Raw genomic sequence first — 21,366 nt, forward strand, 5'->3', positions numbered from 1 at the left:
ACTCACGAACACTGATATATGATCATGACAATATTGACAAATATTATCAGCATTGAAAAACAATTCATTTCCGATAAAAAAAACCAACGATGAACGTTGGTTTTATAAAGGAGCATTTTAAGTGTTTAGTCGTTAATTTAAGACTAATTTGCGACTATTTTTTTACTAAACCTTTGCCTGCAGCCCAAACGTGGAGCATTTCCAGCCCTAAGGTTGCCCCTGCTAAAGCGGTAATATCAGCAGAATCATAGGCTGGTGCTACTTCAACTACGTCCATACCAACTATGTTCATGCCACGTAAGCCGCGGATGATCTTCATCGCTTTATCACTGGTTAAGCCACCACAAACTGGCGTACCAGTACCTGGCGCGTAAGCAGGATCTAAACAATCAATATCAAAGGTCACATAAAGCGGCATATCGCCCACTCTCGCTTTAATTTGTTCGACAATTTGTTCAGCAGTTAAATCATTGGCCTGTGCAGCATCAATCACTTTAAATAGATGATCGGCGGCATTAAATTCAGTACGAATACCAATCTGAATTGAATTTTCAGGCGCAATTAAACCTTCATTAGGCGCATGATAAAACATAGTGCCATGGTCGTATTTACTGCCTTGGCTATATGTATCGGTATGTGCATCAAAATGCAGCAAAGCCATTTTGCCGTACTTTTTATGATGAGCACGCAGCAGTGGTAAAGTCACAAAGTGATCGCCACCAAAACTGAGTAGTGCTTTATCTGCATTAAGAATACGGGTGGCAAACGCTTCTAAACGGCTGGTGAAATCTTCTTGATCGCCACAATCAAACACTAAGTCGCCAGCATCAACAATATTGATGGTTTCGCTTAAGCTGAAATCCCATGGCCAACGAGTTTCTTCCCACGCAAGGTTGACTGATGCACGGCGAATGGCTTCAGGGCCCATGCGGCCACCAGAGCGACCCGTGGTGGCCATATCGAAAGGCAAACCAATAACCACCACATCGGCATCGGTTTCAGTGGGTTTAAAATCTAATGGCTGACGTAAGTAGCCAAATGCATTTGAATACAAAGAGTAATCTGCTTTTTCAGCAAAAGTGCTCATAAAAATCTCCGTAATGGCTTAAGCCAATAACTACAAATATTCTGGGATCAACACTTCATGACAAAGCTGCTGATAATGACTGAAATCAATGGTATAGCCTTGCTCAGTAGCTAATGAGCAACTTCCTAAACATAGATGTTCAGGGAACCCCTGAGTATTTCTCGGGGAGTTAAAGCCAATCACATCCCAGCTACCAGGGTTGAGAATGCCCAATAACTTGCCATAAACATCAACAGGATAATCTGCAAGATTGAGGTTCGTTTCAAAGCTCACATAGGAGCTTTTTTCTTGCGGGGTGATATGAATGGTGAAATAGGACTCATCTTTGATGCCATTGATGGAATAACCAAAAGGCTCAAATAAAAAGTCATCAATAATAAAATCAGGAAATAGCACCGACAATTCAAGCAAGTCACGAATACCCTGTGCAGACTGATCTACGCCACGTAAATAATTCGCTGCAGCGCCATTAATGTGATACATCAATAGTTCATTAGTGACGTCAGTTGTTGGCGCAATAAATGGCTTTTTAGTACTGAACAAATAATGATGATGCGAGTCTAAGTGACCAATGCGATAGGCATTTCCGGTTACTGTTTGACGAATTTTAGTCAAATCTTCTTTAAATGAACTTGATTGTAAATGCGACAAATACTCGTTTTTACGCTGGTAACTGGCAAAAGCAATTGCTTGCTCCCCAACGTGGTCGATAAATGACATAACCGCATCAGCAAGGGTTGTCGTGCCGCACGTTAGCATCACAAAGCGATCATCCCAAACAAATAAGCTCGACTCGCTAAGCAAGTAGGCGTCGCAATAATCATTACTCACTGAAGATAAAATTTCAGCATTGGCACAAGCAACGATACCAGCCCAAAAAGGCTGGCCCAAATGCCGTAATCTAACATTGGAGTCAGCAATGATGACTTCAATTTTCTTTTCTGAACCTTCAAAAAACATAAATTAAACCTAAAACAGCGGCGCGCATTATCCGCGCCGCAAAAACACTTTTACGAGAAATCTTCTAAATAGGTATAACCTTTTAGACCTAACTGTAACTCTTCCAAAATTGATGCTCTTTCATCTTCAGCAATATGCTGATTCACAAGCTCTTCATAGGTACGCATAAATGCAACTGCATCAAGATTGACATAACGCAGCACATCAGCAACGGTATCGCCAGCCAACACAGACTCAATATTAGGTAAGCCATTGTCTTCTACACGCACAACCGCAGAATTGGTATCACCAAATAAGTTATGCATATCACCTAAAATTTCTTGATAAGCACCGACCATGAAAAAGCCAATCAAATATGGACTTTCAGCTGACCATGCAGGCACAGGTAACGTCGTTTCAATGCCTTGGCCATCAACATATTGATCAACAATACCGTCTGAATCACAGGTAATATCAAGCATGACCGCGCGTCTTTCAGGTGGCTTATCTAAACCGCTTAACGGCAATATTGGGAACACCTGATCAATCCCCCAAGCATCTGGAATTGATTGAAATAATGAAAAGTTAACAAAGAACTTATCTGCTAATTTTTCATTCAACTCATCAATAATAGGGCGATGGAAACGGTTATTATTACTTAATAAGCTTTTAAGTGCATGACAAACACGTAAATTGGTTTGCTCAGCCCAAGCGCGCTGCATTAAGGTCAATTGACCCATTGAGAATAATGAATGCGCTTCAGCAATATCACTTTGCGTATCATGATAAATTTCGATAATGGCGCGGCTATCTGGGCGCTCACTCATATCCGTCCATGACATCCACATGTTGTGCAGTAATTGCGGCGCACTCTCTTCAGGCGGATGGATCTCTTCAGGATAGTATGACTCGGTGCCAATCACATCAGTAATTAACACGGCATGATGCGCGGTTAAATGGCGACCTGATTCTGAAATAATTCGTGGCATAGGTTGGTCGTACTCATTACAAATATCGGTTAACACATTAACGATATTGTTAGCGTACTCAGCTAAGCCGTAATTCATCGAGTTATTACTTTGGCTTCGGGTACCATCATAATCTACGGCTAAACCACCACCGACATCGAAAGTATCAATCAAGGCGCCCATTTCACGTAATTCACAATAAAAACGTGCGGCTTCACTCACACCTTGGCGAATATCGCGAATATTGGCAATTTGCGAACCTAAGTGGAAATGGATAAGTTGCAATGATTCCATCTTATCGACGCGCTTTAACTCATTGAGCACTTTTAGTACTTGAGCTGCAGATAAACCAAATTTGGATTTTTCGCCGCCACTGGCTTGCCACTTGCCTTTACCTTGGAAAGCTAAACGGGTACGTAAACCTAAACGTGGTGTCACCCCAAGTTTTGCTGACTCTTCGAGAATTAGCTTAAGCTCTGAATACTTCTCAATGACGATATAAACTTTATGACCTAGCTTTTCACCAATTAAGGCTAAGCGAACATACTCTTTATCTTTATAGCCGTTACAAACAATAACTGAGCTGGCTTTTTGCGCCATCGCCAGTACCGCCATTAATTCAGGTTTACTACCTGCTTCAAGGCCAAGTTGTGGCACTTCTTTAGACTTTTGACTGGCAAGAATTTCTTCAACTACGGTTTGCTGTTGATTCACTTTGATCGGATAAACTAATAAATAGTCATTCTGATACTCGTATTTTTGTATAGCGGCATTAAACGCATCACATAAGTTTTCAACTCGGCGATGCAAAATTTGCGGAAAACGCACTAATACAGGTAACGACACCCCAGCTTTAACCATATCTTTGGCGAGTTCATTTAAGCCAATGGTACAGTTTTGTTTGGATGGATCTGGAGTAACAGTCACTTCGCCATCATCTGCAATACCAAAATACTGCTGGCTCCAATGAGTCACGTTATAGCTTGCACGTGCATTTTCGATAGACCAATCTTTCATATTTTTTATTCCGTCTATATCAAGCAAATTATGCAGTGGTTACTTGCGCACTTTTGACTGCATTTTCTACAAAAGCTGGCAATGCAAAACTTGCCATATGAAGAGCAGGCGTATAATAACGAGTATTAATGTTTGCCGTCTCGAACCGTTGGGTTAATGTTGCTAAATCTTGCTGTCTGGCACACACATTATCGGTAGCCCACGCAAATGCCATGGTGCCACCAATATAAGTCGGTACTGCTGCAGTGTAAAACCAGCAGTCTTTTACATAAGGGCTCATTCTACGAACCGTATCTTGTATTTCTTCAGGCTGTAAAAAAGCCACACCATTTTGGGCCACAAAAATCCCCTGCTCAGTTAAGCAGCGTTTACAATTCTCATAAAATGGTGAACTAAACAGTACTTCACCAGGCCCCACCGGATCAGTGCAATCAGAGATAATCACATCAAACTTGTCTTGGCACTGGGCAATAAAATGCATGCCATCATCAATGACCAAGTTTACTCTTGGGTCTTCAAACGCACCTTGAGAATGCTGCGGGAAATAGGTTTTACACATCTCAACCACATTAGCATCGATCTCAACCATAGTAACCTGCTCAATCGCGCTATGTTTAAGCACTTGCCTTAGCATACCGCCATCGCCGCCACCAATAATGAGTACTCGTTTGGCTTTACCATGGGCAATAATAGGTACATGAGTCATCATTTCATGATAAACAAATTCATCTTTTTCAGTGGTTTGAATCGCACCATTTAACGCCATAACACGGCCAAATGTTTTATTTTCAAAAATACTTAAATGCCACTGCTGTGTTTTTTGTTCAAACAAAACCTGCTCAACCTCAAAGTACTGACCATAGCCAGCGTGCAATGTTTCGTAATAAATATCTGATTTGTTTATCATGTTATAAAAGTCCAACGTGGTTATTTTTGTAATAACACCACGTAGAAATAAGTGAGCAAAAAGAGTCATACAAAGCGACCAAAACGATGTGGTCATGAACGACTCAGTTAATAGCAAACAATCAAGCCTCAATACCTGCTGTGCGCTAGCCATAAACATAGCAAACAGTCTCACGGTTATGACACAACAGAAACTTGAAAAGTGCAAATAAAAAAGCGGCGCAATTAAACCCTGCTAACCGGTTAAATGCAAGCAAGAAAAATCCATTTTAATATAAAAATATCTTAATATTTAGCCACTGCAAATTGATGATGTTTTTTTTGTTAAATAACAAAAACTTACTAACCAATAGCAATAGCATGTTATCTGACAGTATAGATGATCGTCATCACCTAAAATTAACTTCAATGAGTTTGTTTAGAAACCCAAGTTACAAGCAAGCTGATTGCGTATATAATCAAACTGTTTTTTCATAACCTAAGTTAACCAGAGTCGCGAATGATACAGATCGGAAAGAAATACTCCCTAGAGGTCGTTAAACAAGTTAATTTTGGCGTTTACCTAAATGCTGAAGAACTTGGGCAAGTGCTGTTACCCAATAAATTTGCCCCTAAAGGCTGTCAAGTCGGCGATATGGTAGATGTTTTTCTTTATCTCGATTCTGAAGATATTGTTATTGCGACCACCCAAACACCTTATGCACAAGTGGGTGAATTTGCTTATTTAGAGGCCATTGCTACTGGTCCTTTTGGCGCATTTTTAGATTGGGGCTTAGATAAAGATTTATTACTGCCTTTTGGTGAGCAGCATCGACACATTGAAGAAGGTAAGTCATACCTAGTTTATGTTCATGCCAATAGAGCCGATGAACGCATTATGGCATCAGCAAAAGTCGATAAGTTTTTAGACAAGACACCTGCTGAATATCAAGTGGGTGAAGAAGTTGACTTAATCATTGGTGGCACCACTGATTTAGGTTTCAAAGCCATTATTAATAATGCCCATTGGGGCGTGCTTTATCAAAATGAAGTATTCCAACGCCTAAGCTTTGGTCAATCAATCAAAGGCTATATCAAGCTAGTTCGTGAAGATGGCAAAGTGGATTTAATTTTACAAAAAGACAGCCAACAAAGCTTTGATAAAAATGCTGAAACCATTATTAATAAACTGCACCGCGCAGGTGGTTTTTTACCATTAAATGACAAAACTGATTCAGCGATTATTTACGAGCAACTCGCCATGAGCAAAAAAGCCTTCAAACGCAGCATTGGCGGTTTATTCAAAGCGAAACAAATTAGCATTGAAGCTGACGGCATTAGATTACTTAAATAGCAGCCTAAATAGCCAAATTATTTGATAAAAAGCATGGTTCTGTTATAACAAACCATGCTTTTTTATTTGGAGTAATTTATGGAACTTAGCAATCTGGAAGCCCGCATTATTGGCTGTTTATTAGAAAAAGAAATTACTACCCCTGAGCAATACCCGCTTTCAATCAATTCAATCACCCTTGCCTGTAACCAAAAAAGTAGTCGTGAACCCGTCATGGCATTAAGCGAGACTGAAGTACAAACCATTATTGATGATTTAGCCAAGAAGCGACTTATCAGTGAGCAGTCAGGTTTTGGCAGTCGAGTGGTAAAATACAAGCATCGTTTTTGTAATACCGAGTTCAGTGACTTACAGCTTAGTAGTGATCAACTTGCAGTGATAATTGTGATGCTGCTACGTGGGCCACAAACGCCCGGTGAGCTCAAAACCCGCTGTAATCGACTACATACTTTTGAAACGCCTCAGCAAGTCGAATCCACATTACAAGCGCTAGCCAGCCGTGAAGAGCCGTTAATCGTCCAATTGCCCCGCGAAGCTGGCCGTCGTGATAATCGTTACGCACAATTATTTTCTGATAAGCAATACCTTGAACAAGGCACAACATCATTCGATGCCAGTGTTGCAAGCACGCCATCATCAGCAGCAGATAAACAAGCCTTAGCCGCTAGAGTGGAGCTACTTGAAACCCAAGTCAGTGAGTTAACTCAGCGCCTTCAAGAACTCGAGCAATTATTAAACTAACACTGTTAATAAATAAGCATCTACACTCAAGCCACTTTTTATACTGCGTGCTCAGCAAACAACACTGTTGAGCACAGCTTGCCGGTAATTTAACAAAAATTAATCTGATAAATAGTAGCGATAAAGTATGATGACTAAAATATTATTGTATTTGCAAGGATTGATACTAAATGGATTCAACTCAAAGACCTTCAGCAATACGCCAATTATGGCTCATTGCCTCCTATGAGGTCAGTAAACGTTTTACCAATACCAAAGGCATTGCAGCATTAATCGCCTTTTCCTTGATCTGGGCGATTATCCTTTTATACCCAGTTAATAGTGCCTCTAGCTACCTACTCGAACCCGCAACCAAAGACTTGGTCCAAGGTCTATACGGCCCTGGCACCTTAGATCAATTATTTAATTGGTCTGTGGCTGAATTTGCAGTGTTTTGGTGTATTGCTTTATATCTGTTTCCTTTTTTCAGTATTTTCATTACTGCAGATCAATTTAGTTCTGATAAACAAAGAGGATCATTCCGATTTTTAAGCCTCAGAGTCAGTAGAGACAGTATTTTCTTTGGCCGTTTTTTAGGGCAAATGCTTATTCAATCAAGCCTATTACTACTGACCATTATCGCCACTCTTGTGATGGTAATAAGTCGTGATGCCAGTTTACTTGGCGATGCAGTAATTAGCGGCTTTGCGGTATTCTTGAGTATCACTATCGTCCTTTTACCCTATACCGCAGTGATGGCAGTGTTATCTTGGTACGCCAACTCTGCCAGAATGGCCAACATTTATGCGGTAATCCTTTGGGCACTCAGCGGTATCGTCATAGCCATTATTAATAGTCAGCTACCTGCAGTTTCGTTCATTAGCTGGGTATTGCCGGGTTCACAGTTATCTTTAATGATTAATACTCAGGGTCTTGGCTCGCTTATTTACGCCCCGATCCCAATCATTCAAGCCATAGTTATCCTTGCACTTGGCCGAATTTACATGCAAAGGAGTGCACTATGAAGTTAATTACCTGTACTAATATTTCTAAGCAATATGGCAATAAAGTGGCGCTATCTAATATCAATCTGTCACTTGATGCTGGTGCGCCTATCGCGCTTGTAGGCCCTAATGGCGCCGGCAAAACTACCCTTTTTAGCTTACTTTGTGGTTTTATTCATCCCAGTAATGGTGAAATAAGCATTTTTGGGGAAAAGCCAGGCAGTGCTAAATTACAAAATATTGTCTCAGCTTTACCACAAGACGCCGCGTTAGACCCCAACTTTAGTATAGTGTCGCAACTTACTTTTTTTGGTAAATTACAAGGTATGTCAGGTAAGAAAGCTAAGCAAGAAGCACTTAGAGTGCTTGAATTAGTTGACTTAACTAGCTCAGCGCAAATGTTACCTAAAAGCCTCAGTCATGGAATGAGTAAACGAGTTTCGATCGCTCAAGCGCTGATAGGTTCGCCTAAACTGGTGTTACTTGATGAACCCACTGCAGGGCTTGATCCTGTTAACGCAAAAAAAATCCGTCAAATAGTAAAAGACTTATCAGTAGAAACGACTTTTGTTATTAGCTCCCATAATTTAGAAGAGCTTGAAAAACTGTGCGATCAAGTTGTCTATTTAGAGAACGGTCAGCTACAACAATCGGTGTCAATGAAAGCTGATGCTGAAACCGCCTTTTTAACCTTGACGATGCAGCAAGCAGACATTAGTGCACTAAGTGATAAGGTGCGTTTACTGCCTAATATCCTCAATGTGAAAATTAACAACGATGAGCAAATAATTATTGAGCACCGTATAGATGTAAGCTTTAGCTTAGAGTTGTCATTACTAACATTATTTACCGAGCAAGGATGGCAATATAAAGCAATGATGAAAGGACGAAGCTTAGAAGAAACACTGTTTTCAAATTAAGCAGCATTAAGTTGATTAAATCTAACAAACCCAGCAATTATTGCTGGGTTTTAATTTTTAAAAGCAATTAACAAAAACGTGCCCCCCGTCACACCTAGCACCCTCAATAATTTCAAATCGCTCTTAATCTGCACTTGCTCCCAAAATAAAAATGTCGATTTTTTAACTGTAAAAACAACATTGAACGATGACTTTATCTGCTTAGTAAACCTGATAGAAGCGTATACATTTTGCAATTAGCTAAATCAAATCAACATAAGAAAACATACAGCTGAAACTGGCTGACTAGGACAAATCAGCAAATTGTAGATTTCCATAGGTGGCTATAACGCCCAAAATCCAAGGTTCAAATAACGAAAATAGAGTGAGAAACAGACTGGGAAAACACTAAGAAATCGGCAGTAACGAAATAGCAATCACAGTAAATAAATAGTAAAAGTATTTCAGATGCAGATAAAAGCGAGGCAAAAAATGGAGTGGATTGATGCTTCTAAGCTGATGGAATGCAACTAAAGAGAGAGTCACCAAATCAACATCTAAACTAGCAGAGCATACTGCAACAACAAGGGTTAAAACAACTTATCAACCTAAGTTATTGAAATAAAGGTATTTAAACAAAGGATAGTTAAAAAAAGCAAAAAAAAACTGTAGTCAAAGACTACAGCTTTATTAATTATACTAGCCGAAGCTAGAAATAATTAAACTACAGTAACGTTCTCAGCTTGAGGACCTTTTTGTCCTTGAGTAACAGTGAACTGTACTTTTTGACCTTCGTCAAGAGTTTTGAAACCGTCTGAGTTGATAGCACGGAAGTGAACGAATACGTCTGGACCAGACTCTTGCTCGATAAATCCGAAACCTTTATCAGAGTTGAACCACTTAACAACACCAGTAACTTGAGACATGATATAAATCCTGTATATATAAATTAAAGCCTTAACGGCAGTAGAGCTGAAAATGCCGGTTTTACTTATGTTCACAGGACGAAACTGGTCGTATTGAAACACATAAACTAAGCCCAACCTTCAAGCCCGATAGATTATGAACCTTTTTGCGGGTATGTCAACTAAATCGCTATATAATTTGATATAGATGCTACAACAACAATATTCAGTGCTCGGACTAACAAAATTCACAACTAAATATCAGATTCAAATAGTAAAATACCAGTTCTATATGACAAATCAATTACGGATGTGAATTTCGATACTAAAGTCTAACTCGCAGCTAAGCCCTTGATTTGAAATTTCAGCCTTTTGCTCAGCTGTTAATTTCCATGCATAGGGAGTCATATTCAAAAAGTTTTCAATATCAACGACTTTAGATAACTCAAGCCGATACTGTAATCGCTCCTGATGTAAGCAGCTAAAGCCCTCAATCTGCGCTTTGGCTTCATCATGGGGTTTGGGCTCACTGTAAATAATTTTTTTCATTGCAAAATGGTGCATTGGCCCAGGTGCTACGGTAATTAAAATAGCCCCTTTTTTAAGTACCCGTTGCAACTCTTCTACTTTTGACGGTGCATAAATACGAATAGCCAAATCAAACGCTGACGCTGAAAACGGCATCTCATAAGCGCTAGCAACACAAAAGTCCATTTGTGGATAACGTTTAGAGGCGTAACGTATCGCAGACTTTGAGATATCTAACCCTTGTAAGTGACATGTTTGTTCAACATTGGCTTTTGGGACGGTAACAAGCGAATTATTGCTTGCATTTAAGGCGCTATTTTCATTTAAAGCGCTATGAAGCCTGTTACTGTAATACCCCTCACCACAACCGATATCAAGCACGCATTGTGCATTAGCAGCATACTTAACCGCGAGCTGATTCACTTTCTCACTGAGCTTTTCATAATAGCCTTGGTTCAGAAATTCTCGGCGCGCTAGCATCATGTCTTTATTATCACCGGGGTCTTTGGAGTTTTTCTTCTGCACTGGAAGCAGGTTCACATAGCCCTCTTTAGCGCAATCAAATTGATGACGATTTTGACAATGCCATGATTTTTGGTGCAGTGATAACTCTGTTTGGCAGATTGGACAAATATATTGCATGACATAACTCTATAGAAATGAAAAAGGTGATTAAGTTGAATTCTAGCTTGTGATTTAAGTTATATTTAGAGATTAGTTAAGACTACAACTAATATAAATAGCACCGAAAACTCAAAAATAGTCTCGGTTACTTATAATGCAGTTACTTACAATGCAGTTACTTACAATGCAGTTACTTACAATGCAGTTACTTACAATGCAGTTACTTACAAATAGTGTCGATTGATCCGCTGTAGCAAATAACTACTCATGTTCTTCAGTTAATTTATCAACCATTTGGCTAACATCCGCCGGAGCAAGCAAGCTAAAGCATTCAAGTTTACGCTGAAGATCTTCAACATTTTTTGATAACTCATTGGCTGCAGTAGCAAAATTAGTGCGCTGCTGCGATTGACTATAAGTTCTGAGTAACCAGCGGTGTTTATGACTGAGTAGATTATCTAACTTTATCAGCTGAGCGGCAATCACTGCGTTAACCTTATTATGCTCTGATGACAAATAAGCGGTTATTTCAGCTCGCACTTGTTCGATCTCACTCATATTTATCGCAATGGTTGCCGGCGCGTCTTCATAGTTAAAGCTGCGGGCTAATATCGCCCTTGCATGCATTAATGCTTTAGGTTCTTGATTAAGTCTAAAATCATCTTCAAGTTTAATGGCATCACCAAGCTGCCCTTTTACCTTAATTTGTAGAGCTTCAGCAAATGAAAAGACTAATGTGGTTCCCTGCCTTAACATGGTCGCGGATTTTTTCGGTGCGACACCTGAGCGAGTATACAAACGAAAGCCTTGGCCTACGCCACGTTTTAGCTGGCTAATGAGATTGTGATCATTATCTACAATCGTATTGACTTGCTCTTGAACAGACACCTTAAAAAGTGGCTGACAAGTTAAAATGATAGTCGCACCTTGCAGCACATTCGCATTATTAAACTTCAGCTCTTTTACTATGACCTCAGCAATAGGCTGGCTCAATGCCGGTAATATCGCAAAATCACTTACTTCATCAGGTAGGCTAAGATGTAAAGTCTGATGCTGATCCACTTCATATTTAACGGGCTGACTTAATAAATGGTTATACATGTACTTACCTCTGATTTTTTTAAATTGTAACCAGCAAAATGATTTGCGTCACCAATTAATACTTAAGCCTATAAAATTAAGTGCTTTTTACATAATTCAGCTTTAATGACAAAGCGGTTTTCATACCATCAACAAGGTTGAATAATTTGCTCAAACGAACCTTAAACCAGCAAAAATGCTCGATGCTAGAGTTAAAATCCAGCCAAACAAGTTACCACAGGTAAACATTCGTAATTAACAGTGCTAAGATGGCAAAACATGAGTTATAGGACAATAGTTAATTATGGCAAGCGCTTTACAACCTACTCTCTTCTGGCACGATTACGAAACCTTCGGGGTAAGCCCAGCAAAAGATCGCCCTTCTCAGTTTGCAGGCATCCGTACTGATTATGATTTAAACATCATTGGTGAGCCTGAAAACTTTTATTGCAAGCAAGCAACTGATTATCTTCCTAAACCAGAAGCAATACTTGTTACAGGGATCACGCCGCAATTAGCCAATTTAAAAGGCATGGTTGAATCAGAGTTTATGGGGCGCATTAATACCATTTTCAGCCAGCCCAATACCTGTGTCGTTGGCTACAACTCACTAAGATTTGATGATGAAGTTAGCCGTTATGGTTTTTACCGTAATTTCATTGACCCTTATGCCCGTGAATGGCAAAACGGCAACACTCGCTGGGATATCATTGATTTAGTCAGAGCCTGTTATGCCTTTAGACCAGAAGGCATCAACTGGCCATTAAAAGAAGATGGCTCGCCAAGCTTTAAATTAGAACAGTTAACCCAAGCTAATGGCTTAAGTCATGAACAAGCCCATGATGCCATGAGTGATGTTTACGCCACCATAGCCATTGCAAAACTCATCAAAGAGAAACAACCTAAGTTATATGATTATTACTTTAACCTTCGTAATAAAAATAAAGTTGCCGAATTAATCCAAGGCGACTTTATGCAGCCTTTGGTACATGTGAGTTCTAAAATCAGTGCAGCTAAAGGATGTGTCACTTTAATCGCGCCTGTTGCGCCGCATCCATCCAATAAAAACGCCATGATTTGTATTAATTTGGCAATGGATATTAGCCCACTGATCGACTTATCGGTAGAAGATATCGTCGAGCGCATGTATACCTCACTTGCCGATTTAGCCCCAGATGAATTACCGATCCCGTTAAAGCAAATCCACGTCAATAAATGTCCATTTATTGGTACGCCTAAGTTACTCACTGAAGAAGTGGCAGCAAGGCACCAATTTGATATGGACTTTGCCCGTCAGCAATACAAACTGTTCAAACAGCACCCTGAGCTACGAGAAAAAATGCAGGCGGTGTTCGAGGCGAATAATCACCCTGCAGCGACAGATCCTGATTTAATGCTTTATAGCGGCGGTTTTTTTAGCCGCGCCGATAAAGCCAAAATGGAAATGATCCGCAATACCAAAGCCGAAAACTTAGCCGCGCTTAATCTAGAATTTGACGATCCCCGCATTGAGCAGATGCTATTTCGCTATCGTGGCCGTAATTACCCAGAAACATTAAGCCACGATGAGTCATTAAGATGGCGAGAGTTTTGCCAACAACGTTTATCAGATGCCGATTATGTGATTAATCTCGAAAACTTGTTGGAAGAAACCAGCGACAATGAACATAAGCAGAAATTACTAAAAGCACTGTGTATGTATTTACAAGCCTTATAACGCAAGCTTTTAGTCATTAATCATTTTATAAAGGAATTGGTCATGCAAAATCGCTTTATTGATAGCATCACCCAACTACCCAGGCCACTGGCAAGCGCATTAATACCATTACTTAATGACGATTTTTGTGGCCATATTGATGCAAGCCAATTAGCTCAGCTCGTCACAGCATCGCAAATAGATGAAGAGCAATTACTACTGAGCTTGTTGCCAATTGCTGCCGCCCTCGCCAAGCCAAGTATTAGTGAATTTTATGTCGGCGCAATCGCCAAGGGTGAAAGTGGTGATATCTATATGGGAGCCAATTTTGAATTAGCTTCTGAAGCTCTATTTCATACCGTCCATGCCGAGCAAAGCGCGATAAGCCATGCATGGCTCAATGGCGAGCAAAAAATTATTGATATTGTTGTCAACTTTACCCCTTGCGGTCATTGTCGTCAGTTTATCAATGAATTGGTCGACGGCATTGGTATTAAAATTCACTTGCCAGGTCAGCAATCACAGTTACTTAGTCATTATTTACCCTATGCCTTTGGCCCTGCTGATTTGCAGGTGACAAAACCTTTATTATCAAAAAGTAACATTGAGTTTAGTTTAAGCTCTGATGATCCCATGATAATTGAAGCCATAGATCAAGCAGGCCTAAGCTATGCGCCTTATACCAATAATTATGCTGCAGTGGTACTAGAAACCAAAGACGGCAAAACCTATTGTGGACGTTATGCTGAAAATGCGGCATTCAACCCATCTATGATGCCAATGCAAATGGCGCTATCTAATTTAATTCGCCATAACCGTGAATACAGTGATATCAACCGCGTTGTGCTCATTGAGTCATCAAAGGGCAAGATAAGCTTAGTCAATGCGACTATGGATACCTTGCAAGCGGTGTGCGCCATAGAACTTGAACATATCGTGGTTGACCCAAGTTAACTTATTAAATCTAAGTGACTAAATTTAAACCACTATATTTAAGCCACTCAATTTTAAAAATAGCATTGAATACAATCCATCGGCACCTTTGCTATGGGTTGTATTCAAATAGCAATAAATTAAAACACAGCCACATTTACACTCACATCTTAAAGCCTTACACTCTGCTCTTCCTTACTCGCTTGTTTCTTTAATGACATTAGAACCTTCATGCCAGATTTAACCGTATTAGCTGTATTTATTCCCACTTTCTTTTTTGTATCGATCACTCCCGGTATGTGTATGACACTGGCAATGACCTTAGGTATGAGCATTGGCGTTAAACGCACCCTTTGGATGATGCTAGGTGAGCTTATTGGCGTGGCATTGGTGGCTATTGCGGCGGTGATGGGCGTGGCTAGCGTGATGCTAAACTACCCTGATATATTTGCAGTCTTAAAATGGTTGGGCGGCGCTTATCTTGCTTATATTGGCATTAATATGTGGCGTTCAAAAGGAAAAATGGCCATTATCGAAGGCCAGCAAACAGATACTAGCATCAGTAATTCCGCATTAATGTCACAAGGTTTTATAACCGCTATTGCCAACCCTAAGGGCTGGGCTTTTATGATTTCACTGCTGCCCCCTTTTATTAATGTAGACCAAGCTGTTGGAACGCAACTTTTCTGGTTATTGTCGATTATCATGCTCACAGAATCAGCTTCGATGTTAGCTTACGCCAGTGGCGGAAAGAGCTTGAGACTTTTTCTATCTCGTGGGGATAATATTAAATTAATGAACCGCATAGCGGGCAGTTTAATGGTCGGTGTTGGCTTATGGTTGGCCTTGGGATAATCTTATAAAACAGATAAGTACAAGACCTACGAACATGAGTAATGACATGAGCAATGCTATAAGTAATAGCATGAATAAAGTCACCTTAACAGGCTATATACTAGTCCCTGAAGCTGAATTAAAAGCGGTGATTGAAGCACTTAAGGTGCATAGCCAACTCACAAAACAAGAACCTGGCTGCTTATCATTTTCAGTCACACAAGATGCAAGCAACCCTTTTAAGTTTTACGTCTCTGAAACCTTTAAAAACCAACAAGCTTTTGATCACCACCAGCAAAGAACAAGTCATTCTAACTGGGCCCTTGTGAGTAAAAATGTCAGCCGTCACTATCAATTCAATAGCCTCATCAAGGATTAAATAGCGGCTTGCAAAGCAGTCATTCAATATCTGTTGATAAAAAGCACACCATTTGGCTTAGTTTGTCAAAGCTAGCCAAAAAGCTATTTATAAGGCGAACTTTCAGCTAACTGCTGCATGTATTGCTTTATGTGCCGTTGCTCCTGCAGGCAATAATCTTCGATAGCATTGCTAAAGCCTTGATGAGTAAGGTTATGATTAGAATAAGTTTCAATGGGGACAAAACCTCTGGCCACTTTGTGCTCACCTTGCGCCCCAGCATCAAACACCATAAGCCCGTTCGCTATGGCGTACTCTATACCTTGGTAATAACAGGTTTCAAAGTGTAAGCCGTCAATAAATTGTAAGCAGCCCCAGTAGCGGCCATATAAATGCGTATCAGTGGCAAAGTATAATGCAGAAGCGATTAATTGTGCCGGCTGGTGCGTTGTTGCATCTGACGCTTTTGTCACTAACAGCAACTTAATACTTGCGCCCATAGTCTTAGCGATTTGATAAAAAAACTCAGCAGATAAATAACCGCCATGACCTGAGCGTTTTAAATAGGTTTGTTGATAACAAGCAATAAAGCCTTGCCATTGCGCAGCGGTGGCTTTATCGCCACCAATAAACTCAAAATCCAAATTGTGCCTAGCTAAAGCCTTGCGCTCTTTAATGATATTTTTGCGTTTACGTGACACTAATTGCTGCAAAAAATCATCAAAGTGCTGATAGCTATGATTATGCCAATGAAACTGAGTGCCTAGCCTTGAAATATTATCTTGAGCTAAATTCAAATAATCAGCCTTGGGTAAAAACAAACAATGCCAAGAAGAGTAATACCCTTGCCCAAGTGTCTGATTTAGAAATTCACTCACTGCAGCGATGATCTCGGCTTTGTTTAAACTTGATTGACAGCAATCAAACCCAATACGCTCACCACTTACTGGTGTAAATGGCACCGCTAGCACTAACTTTGGGTAATAGCTTAAGTCATTACGCTCATAAGCCTCAGCCCACGCCCAATCAAACACGTACTCTCCCCAAGAGTGAGATTTTTCGTAACAAGGCGCAATAGCAACAATAACACCTGCTTGCTTTACCACAATATGTTTGGGCGACCAGCCCGATTGCTCTGAAACACATTGGCTTTGCTCTAATGCATTAAGGTAATCAAATGAAGTAAAGGGGTTTTGATCTGAAAAAATACGTTGCCACTCAGCTTTAGTAATAACAGACACCGAATCATAAAAGCCAATATTCAAGTCAATAGTGTGTGTGATAGACATATTCCCTTAAAAAGCACAGTTACATATTGTGTATTAGATCATAGTTATGGCACATTGCAACACATGATTAAAATTATAAAGGATTGAAAATGAGTTTCTTTTCAAAACTAAAACCGATCGTCATATCAACAAGTATTGCGCTGACGTTGAGCATATCATCTTTTACTTCCCTACAACTGCATGCTGCAAATGAACAATCGATTTATAGCCGTTCTGATACTTCACAACCAATTTGGGCCAAACATGGCATGGTTGCCAGCCAAGAATCACTTGCAACCCGCATTGGTGTCGATATTCTCAAACAAGGTGGTAATGCTGTTGATGCTGCTGTCGCGGTAGGGTTTGCATTAGCGGTCACCTTACCTAGAGCCGGTAATATTGGCGGTGGCGGCTTTATGTTAGTTCATCTTGAAAAAGAAGATAAAACCATTGCTATCGACTACCGCGAAACCGCGCCAGCAAAAGCCCACAAAGATATATTTTTAAATGAACAAGGTGATGTAGTAAAAAAACTTAGCCGTGAACATGGTTTAGCGGTTGGCGTGCCAGGCACTGTGATGGGGTTTGAACTTGCGCTAAACAAGTATGGCACCATGAGTATGAGCGAAGTCGTTAAACCTGCTATTGAACTTGCGCAAAAAGGCATTTTAATTAATTCAGACTTAGCAGATTCACTTGATGGATTAAAACGCCGTATTTCACAATGGCCAAGTTCTGCCAAAATATTTTATAAAAGTAATGGCGACAGTTTTGCCGTTAACGACACCTTAGTGCAAAAAGATTTAGCTCATTCATTATCATTAATTGCTAAGCATGGCAGTAAAGGCTTTTATCAAGGCGAAACCGCTGAGAAAATTGTGGCTGCGATTCAAGCTGCTGGCGGAATAATGAGCATGAATGATTTGAAAAACTATCAAGTCATTGAAAGAACACCTGTAACAGGCGAATACCGCGGCTATAAAGTGGTATCCATGCCACCCCCTTCTTCTGGTGGTATTCATATCATTGAAATGCTTAATGTACTCGAGCACTATCCTATTGAAGAGTTGGGTCACAATACTGCACAAACACTGCATTTAATGACGGAAACCATGAAGCATGCCTATGCTGACAGAAGTGAGTATTTGGGCGATCCTGATTTTCATAACGTGCCGACAGATAAACTCACTAGTCAAAAGTATGCTGATTCAATCGCTAAACAAATTGCCTATAACAAAGCCACGCCTAGTGCCGAAATTAAGCCTGGTGATTTATCCGTTTACGAAAGTAATCAAACCACTCATTACTCTGTGGTCGATAAATGGGGCAATGCTGTATCAAATACCTATACCCTAAACTTCAGTTATGGTTCTGGGCTGGTTGCTGCAGGTACCGGCATTTTACTTAACAATGAAATGGATGACTTTTCCGCAAAACCTGGTATTCCCAATGCCTATGGCTTAATCGGCGGTGAAGCCAATGCAATTGATGCTCATAAAAGGCCACTAAGCTCAATGAGTCCAACGATTGTGATGAAAGACGGTAAACCATTTTTGGTGACCGGCAGCCCTGGTGGTTCACGAATTATCACCACCACATTGCAAGTAATCATGAATGTCATTGACCATAAACTCAATATTGCAGAAGCCACTGCCGCAGCGCGAATTCACCATCAATGGCTGCCTGATTACATTGGTGTTGAAACCAGTTTAAATAACGATACGGTGACTTTACTGGAAGCCAAAGGCCATCAAGTTAAAACCAGTAGCGCAATGGGCAGCACTCAATCCATAGTGATAACCGACAAGGGGTTGTTTGGCACATCTGATCCACGACGAGCAGGTTCAGAAACCCTAGGGCACTAAAAATAAACCTCAAACATCTGCATTAACTATTTATGGACAATCAGCTACAACATAAATAGTTAATGCGCCTTTGTAGCGCTAACATTCATTGTGCTTATTATTTAAACACCGCTATAAACAATAAAATCACTCAAGCTTTGTAGATTAAGCCTGCCGCTATTTTTCATATATCCCAGCAATCCTCCTAACTTTCTACTAATGATGATGTTCAAACTTATGCAATTACAGCTCTATTTATACGCAAGATTGTATTATCAACTTAAAACCCAAACGCAATGTTAATAATAAGTTAACCCAACAACAAAAACTAATTAAATTCCACTTCTTCGCAGCAGATTTTTATATCAATATTTTAACAACTCAAAAAAACATTAAATAAAACTTAAGTATTTGAACATTACTGCCGATACTGTAACAACAAGAACAGACTTAAACATCGTAGCAACTATAATAACCACAAGGTAACAATTTTTATTTATAGTTCAATATCCGTTATAGGTAATTTTAAGCAAATGATGGATGCCACACCTCTAAGGTGGCAATAAGTCAATATGAAAGGCATTAATTTTAAATACTAAAAACGTTTTACAACTTGAGAAAATGAAGTTATCGCACACAAGCAATAGCGATTTGCAATCAAAGATAACAAAAAGTAAAAGTTTCATTTTTAATATCAGCTATTTTACAACAGCCAATCATTATATAACCGAAACTTTAATGACTCACCTTTAGCTAGATAAGTAGGATTATTCGAAATGAAATTAAATAGCTTAAAAATAAAGCATCGGATCGCGTTATTAACCATTGTCGCAATATTTTCATTTATTATCTCGATATTAATTAACAATCAAAGCGTGCAACAAAATGCGCAACGGTTAAATGATCTTCAGTCTCAACTATATCCTGCGTTAAATTTAGCCACTATTAACGAAGGCCTGTTACTTCAATTGGAACAAAATATACAAACAGCGGTAACCACTGGCGAAGAAGAAAGCTTAGAGACTGCCGCCAATATGGTCAAACAAGTTATCAGCAACTTAGACGCAATTAAAAGCTTACTGCCTGCTGAGTCATTTGACGCTAATAATATGCAAAATGATTTATCACTGTATTTTGATAATGCACAACTTTTGGTCGCTGAGTTTTTAAAAAGTGATGTTGATTTTAATAAAATCACCATACAAGCGGCAGCCAATGCCAAACGCTATGAGCAACTTGTTGAAAAATTTAGTCAGAAACACTTAACTTTTTCTCAGCAGTTTGAATCAAGCATTGATACTACGCTGGCCAGTTCAGATACAGCAGCCAGTTCAATGCTTGCTATCGGTATCATTGCATCGATGTTTCTGATTGTGGTTGGTTTATTAGTTAACCGCTCAATCATTGTTACCCTTGAAAGTGTTACTCAGTCACTGCGTAATATTTCTGAAGGTGAAGGTGATTTACGCTCAAGAGTTGATTACCAAGGTAAAGATGAAATTGCAGATTTAGTCCATTGGTTTAACCAATTTGTTTCAAAATTACAGCTCAGCATTGCTGATACCAAGCAAACTACTGACAGTTTAGGGCTCGCTTCACAAACATTACTCAATAGCTGTAAAAATAGTGAACAAACAGTCAATGAGCAAAATCAATCTGTCGAACAAATATCCCATGCGATGAGAGAAATGTTCGTTAGCGTGGCCCACATTGCCGAATATGCCGCCAATGCTGCATCGGAAGCTGATAATGCCAATGAAGAAGCTTTACAAGGTCAGCAAGTGGTCAGTAAAGCCATTACTACCATTAACCAGCTCTCTGAAGAAGTCAGAACAACCTCCGTTGTGGTCAATCAACTTGAAGCCTTTACCAGTAATGTGAATGACATCTTGGATACTATCCGCGGGATTGCAGATCAAACTAATTTACTGGCACTAAATGCGGCGATTGAAGCAGCAAGAGCCGGCGAACAAGGCCGAGGCTTTGCCGTTGTCGCAGATGAAGTTAGAACGCTTGCTTCACGCACTCAAGCCTCAACACAAGAAATTCAACAAGTATTGCAAGAGCTTCGCTCTACTTCAACACAAGCGGTTGATGCAATGCAGCGTGGAATAGAAACCGCAGAAGAAGGCGTAAAAACCACTTCACTAGCAGGAGATGCATTAATCAATATCACTAGTAAAGTCAGTGCTATATCCATAGTTAATGACCAAATTGCCGCGGCCACTGAAGAGCAACACAACACTTCAGAACTCATTCAACAATATGTCGCAGATATTGAAACCAATGCCGCTAAAGTAAAAATGACCACGGATGAAATGGGCGGGATTAGTCATGATATTGAAGGGGTTAGCCAACAGCTTCAATCCATTACAGGTCAATTTAAAGTCTAATAATTAGAAATATAAAGGTAGAAAATCACA

General features: G+C 39.8%; 18 protein-coding genes. 10 read left to right on the plus strand and 8 right to left on the minus strand.

The window, feature by feature from the left end; translation table 11 throughout:
- Nucleotides 1–154: 154 nt before the first annotated feature.
- Genes speB through speE form a run of 4 tightly spaced genes read right to left on the minus strand, consistent with a single transcriptional unit; the run spans nucleotide 155 to nucleotide 4,918 of the window.
- Nucleotides 155–1,087, minus strand: coding sequence for an agmatinase (speB, locus tag BCU57_RS08745; protein ID WP_102438259.1), 933 nt, complete (start codon nucleotides 1,085–1,087; stop codon nucleotides 155–157).
- Nucleotides 1,088–1,117: 30 nt separating this feature from the next.
- Complete coding sequence (locus BCU57_RS08750) at nucleotides 1,118–2,047, minus strand: adenosylmethionine decarboxylase (RefSeq protein ID WP_102438261.1); 930 nt, start codon at nucleotides 2,045–2,047, stop codon at nucleotides 1,118–1,120.
- 50 nt (nucleotides 2,048–2,097) lie between these two features.
- Nucleotides 2,098–4,011 carry a biosynthetic arginine decarboxylase gene (gene speA, locus BCU57_RS08755; protein ID WP_102438263.1) on the minus strand — a complete coding sequence of 638 codons (1,914 nt, stop codon included), beginning with the start codon at nucleotides 4,009–4,011 and terminating at the stop codon, nucleotides 2,098–2,100.
- Nucleotides 4,012–4,039: 28 nt separating this feature from the next.
- Nucleotides 4,040–4,918, minus strand: a complete 879-nt coding sequence (gene speE, locus BCU57_RS08760; RefSeq protein ID WP_198589280.1) for a polyamine aminopropyltransferase — start codon at nucleotides 4,916–4,918, stop codon at nucleotides 4,040–4,042.
- A 498-nt stretch (nucleotides 4,919–5,416) separates the two neighbouring features.
- On the opposite strand from speE, the gene BCU57_RS08765 reads away from it, so the two are divergent.
- The 4 genes from BCU57_RS08765 to BCU57_RS08780 all read left to right on the plus strand — a co-directional run bounded on the left by BCU57_RS08765 (nucleotide 5,417) and on the right by BCU57_RS08780 (nucleotide 8,894).
- Nucleotides 5,417–6,250, plus strand: coding sequence for a S1 RNA-binding domain-containing protein (locus tag BCU57_RS08765; RefSeq protein WP_102438265.1), 834 nt, complete (start codon nucleotides 5,417–5,419; stop codon nucleotides 6,248–6,250).
- A gap of 78 nt (nucleotides 6,251–6,328) precedes the next feature.
- Nucleotides 6,329–6,991 (plus strand): YceH family protein, encoded by a 663-nt coding sequence (locus tag BCU57_RS08770; RefSeq protein WP_102438266.1) that lies wholly within the window; start codon nucleotides 6,329–6,331, stop codon nucleotides 6,989–6,991.
- Nucleotides 6,992–7,161: 170 nt separating this feature from the next.
- Nucleotides 7,162–7,995, plus strand: a complete 834-nt coding sequence (locus BCU57_RS08775; RefSeq protein WP_102438267.1) for an ABC transporter permease subunit — start codon at nucleotides 7,162–7,164, stop codon at nucleotides 7,993–7,995.
- Nucleotides 7,992–8,894: an ABC transporter ATP-binding protein gene (locus BCU57_RS08780; protein WP_102438269.1), complete on the plus strand. Its 903-nt coding sequence runs from the start codon at nucleotides 7,992–7,994 to the stop codon at nucleotides 8,892–8,894. The genes BCU57_RS08775 and BCU57_RS08780 overlap by 4 nt, the downstream gene beginning before the upstream one ends.
- 698 nt (nucleotides 8,895–9,592) lie before the next feature.
- Here the strand turns inward: BCU57_RS08780 and BCU57_RS08785 are convergent.
- The 3 genes from BCU57_RS08785 to BCU57_RS08795 all read right to left on the minus strand — a co-directional run bounded on the left by BCU57_RS08785 (nucleotide 9,593) and on the right by BCU57_RS08795 (nucleotide 12,031).
- Nucleotides 9,593–9,799: a cold-shock protein gene (locus BCU57_RS08785; RefSeq protein WP_012155714.1), complete on the minus strand. Its 207-nt coding sequence runs from the start codon at nucleotides 9,797–9,799 to the stop codon at nucleotides 9,593–9,595.
- A gap of 279 nt (nucleotides 9,800–10,078) precedes the next feature.
- Nucleotides 10,079–10,948, minus strand: a complete 870-nt coding sequence (rlmA, locus tag BCU57_RS08790) for a 23S rRNA (guanine(745)-N(1))-methyltransferase (RefSeq protein ID WP_102438271.1) — start codon at nucleotides 10,946–10,948, stop codon at nucleotides 10,079–10,081.
- Between the two features lie 243 nt (nucleotides 10,949–11,191).
- Nucleotides 11,192–12,031: a hypothetical protein gene (locus BCU57_RS08795; protein WP_102438273.1), complete on the minus strand. Its 840-nt coding sequence runs from the start codon at nucleotides 12,029–12,031 to the stop codon at nucleotides 11,192–11,194.
- A gap of 283 nt (nucleotides 12,032–12,314) precedes the next feature.
- On the opposite strand from BCU57_RS08795, the gene sbcB reads away from it, so the two are divergent.
- The 4 genes from sbcB to BCU57_RS08815 all read left to right on the plus strand — a co-directional run bounded on the left by sbcB (nucleotide 12,315) and on the right by BCU57_RS08815 (nucleotide 15,852).
- On the plus strand, nucleotides 12,315–13,727 hold the full coding sequence (gene sbcB, locus BCU57_RS08800) for an exodeoxyribonuclease I (RefSeq protein ID WP_102438276.1): 1,413 nt from the start codon (nucleotides 12,315–12,317) through the stop codon (nucleotides 13,725–13,727).
- A gap of 42 nt (nucleotides 13,728–13,769) precedes the next feature.
- A complete protein-coding gene (cdd, locus tag BCU57_RS08805) occupies nucleotides 13,770–14,660 on the plus strand; it encodes a cytidine deaminase (RefSeq protein ID WP_102438278.1) in 891 nt (296 codons plus the stop codon).
- 210 nt (nucleotides 14,661–14,870) lie between these two features.
- Nucleotides 14,871–15,494 (plus strand): LysE family translocator, encoded by a 624-nt coding sequence (locus tag BCU57_RS08810; protein WP_102438280.1) that lies wholly within the window; start codon nucleotides 14,871–14,873, stop codon nucleotides 15,492–15,494.
- A gap of 46 nt (nucleotides 15,495–15,540) precedes the next feature.
- Nucleotides 15,541–15,852 carry a putative quinol monooxygenase gene (locus BCU57_RS08815; RefSeq protein ID WP_241900998.1) on the plus strand — a complete coding sequence of 104 codons (312 nt, stop codon included), beginning with the start codon at nucleotides 15,541–15,543 and terminating at the stop codon, nucleotides 15,850–15,852.
- Between the two features lie 83 nt (nucleotides 15,853–15,935).
- Here the strand turns inward: BCU57_RS08815 and BCU57_RS08820 are convergent, their stop codons facing one another.
- The gene (locus BCU57_RS08820; protein ID WP_102438284.1) at nucleotides 15,936–17,120 is read right to left on the minus strand and encodes a GNAT family N-acetyltransferase; all 1,185 of its coding nucleotides are present in this window, start codon (nucleotides 17,118–17,120) and stop codon (nucleotides 15,936–15,938) included.
- Nucleotides 17,121–17,209: 89 nt separating this feature from the next.
- Between BCU57_RS08820 and ggt the strand changes: the two genes are divergently transcribed.
- Both ggt and BCU57_RS08830 read left to right on the plus strand, forming a co-directional pair.
- Nucleotides 17,210–18,964 (plus strand): gamma-glutamyltransferase, encoded by a 1,755-nt coding sequence (gene ggt, locus BCU57_RS08825; RefSeq protein ID WP_102438286.1) that lies wholly within the window; start codon nucleotides 17,210–17,212, stop codon nucleotides 18,962–18,964.
- 755 nt (nucleotides 18,965–19,719) lie between these two features.
- Nucleotides 19,720–21,336, plus strand: a complete 1,617-nt coding sequence (locus BCU57_RS08830) for a methyl-accepting chemotaxis protein (protein WP_102438288.1) — start codon at nucleotides 19,720–19,722, stop codon at nucleotides 21,334–21,336.
- The last annotated feature ends 30 nt before the right edge of the window (nucleotides 21,337–21,366 follow it).

The organism is Shewanella sp. 10N.286.48.B5, assembly GCF_002874355.2.
Classification (GTDB): Bacteria; Pseudomonadota; Gammaproteobacteria; order Enterobacterales; family Shewanellaceae; genus Shewanella.

Bases quoted from the DNA above. Each gene is read 5' to 3' on its own strand.
- BCU57_RS08795 (WP_102438273.1), bottom strand. From the start codon at position 12,031: ATGTATAACCATTTATTAAGTCAGCCCGTTAAATATGAAGTGGATCAG.
- speA (WP_102438263.1), bottom strand. From the start codon at position 4,011: ATGAAAGATTGGTCTATCGAAAATGCACGTGCAAGCTATAACGTGACT.
- cdd (WP_102438278.1), top strand. From the start codon at position 13,770: ATGCAAAATCGCTTTATTGATAGCATCACCCAACTACCCAGGCCACTG.
- BCU57_RS08750 (WP_102438261.1), bottom strand. From the start codon at position 2,047: ATGTTTTTTGAAGGTTCAGAAAAGAAAATTGAAGTCATCATTGCTGAC.
- sbcB (WP_102438276.1), top strand. From the start codon at position 12,315: ATGGCAAGCGCTTTACAACCTACTCTCTTCTGGCACGATTACGAAACC.
- speE (WP_198589280.1), bottom strand. From the start codon at position 4,918: ATGATAAACAAATCAGATATTTATTACGAAACATTGCACGCTGGCTAT.
- BCU57_RS08815 (WP_241900998.1), top strand. From the start codon at position 15,541: ATGAGCAATGCTATAAGTAATAGCATGAATAAAGTCACCTTAACAGGC.
- BCU57_RS08765 (WP_102438265.1), top strand. From the start codon at position 5,417: ATGATACAGATCGGAAAGAAATACTCCCTAGAGGTCGTTAAACAAGTT.
- speB (WP_102438259.1), bottom strand. From the start codon at position 1,087: ATGAGCACTTTTGCTGAAAAAGCAGATTACTCTTTGTATTCAAATGCA.
- BCU57_RS08770 (WP_102438266.1), top strand. From the start codon at position 6,329: ATGGAACTTAGCAATCTGGAAGCCCGCATTATTGGCTGTTTATTAGAA.
- BCU57_RS08785 (WP_012155714.1), bottom strand. From the start codon at position 9,799: ATGTCTCAAGTTACTGGTGTTGTTAAGTGGTTCAACTCTGATAAAGGT.
- BCU57_RS08810 (WP_102438280.1), top strand. From the start codon at position 14,871: ATGCCAGATTTAACCGTATTAGCTGTATTTATTCCCACTTTCTTTTTT.
- BCU57_RS08820 (WP_102438284.1), bottom strand. From the start codon at position 17,120: ATGTCTATCACACACACTATTGACTTGAATATTGGCTTTTATGATTCG.
- BCU57_RS08780 (WP_102438269.1), top strand. From the start codon at position 7,992: ATGAAGTTAATTACCTGTACTAATATTTCTAAGCAATATGGCAATAAA.
- BCU57_RS08830 (WP_102438288.1), top strand. From the start codon at position 19,720: ATGAAATTAAATAGCTTAAAAATAAAGCATCGGATCGCGTTATTAACC.
- rlmA (WP_102438271.1), bottom strand. From the start codon at position 10,948: ATGCAATATATTTGTCCAATCTGCCAAACAGAGTTATCACTGCACCAA.
- ggt (WP_102438286.1), top strand. From the start codon at position 17,210: ATGAGTTTCTTTTCAAAACTAAAACCGATCGTCATATCAACAAGTATT.
- BCU57_RS08775 (WP_102438267.1), top strand. From the start codon at position 7,162: ATGGATTCAACTCAAAGACCTTCAGCAATACGCCAATTATGGCTCATT.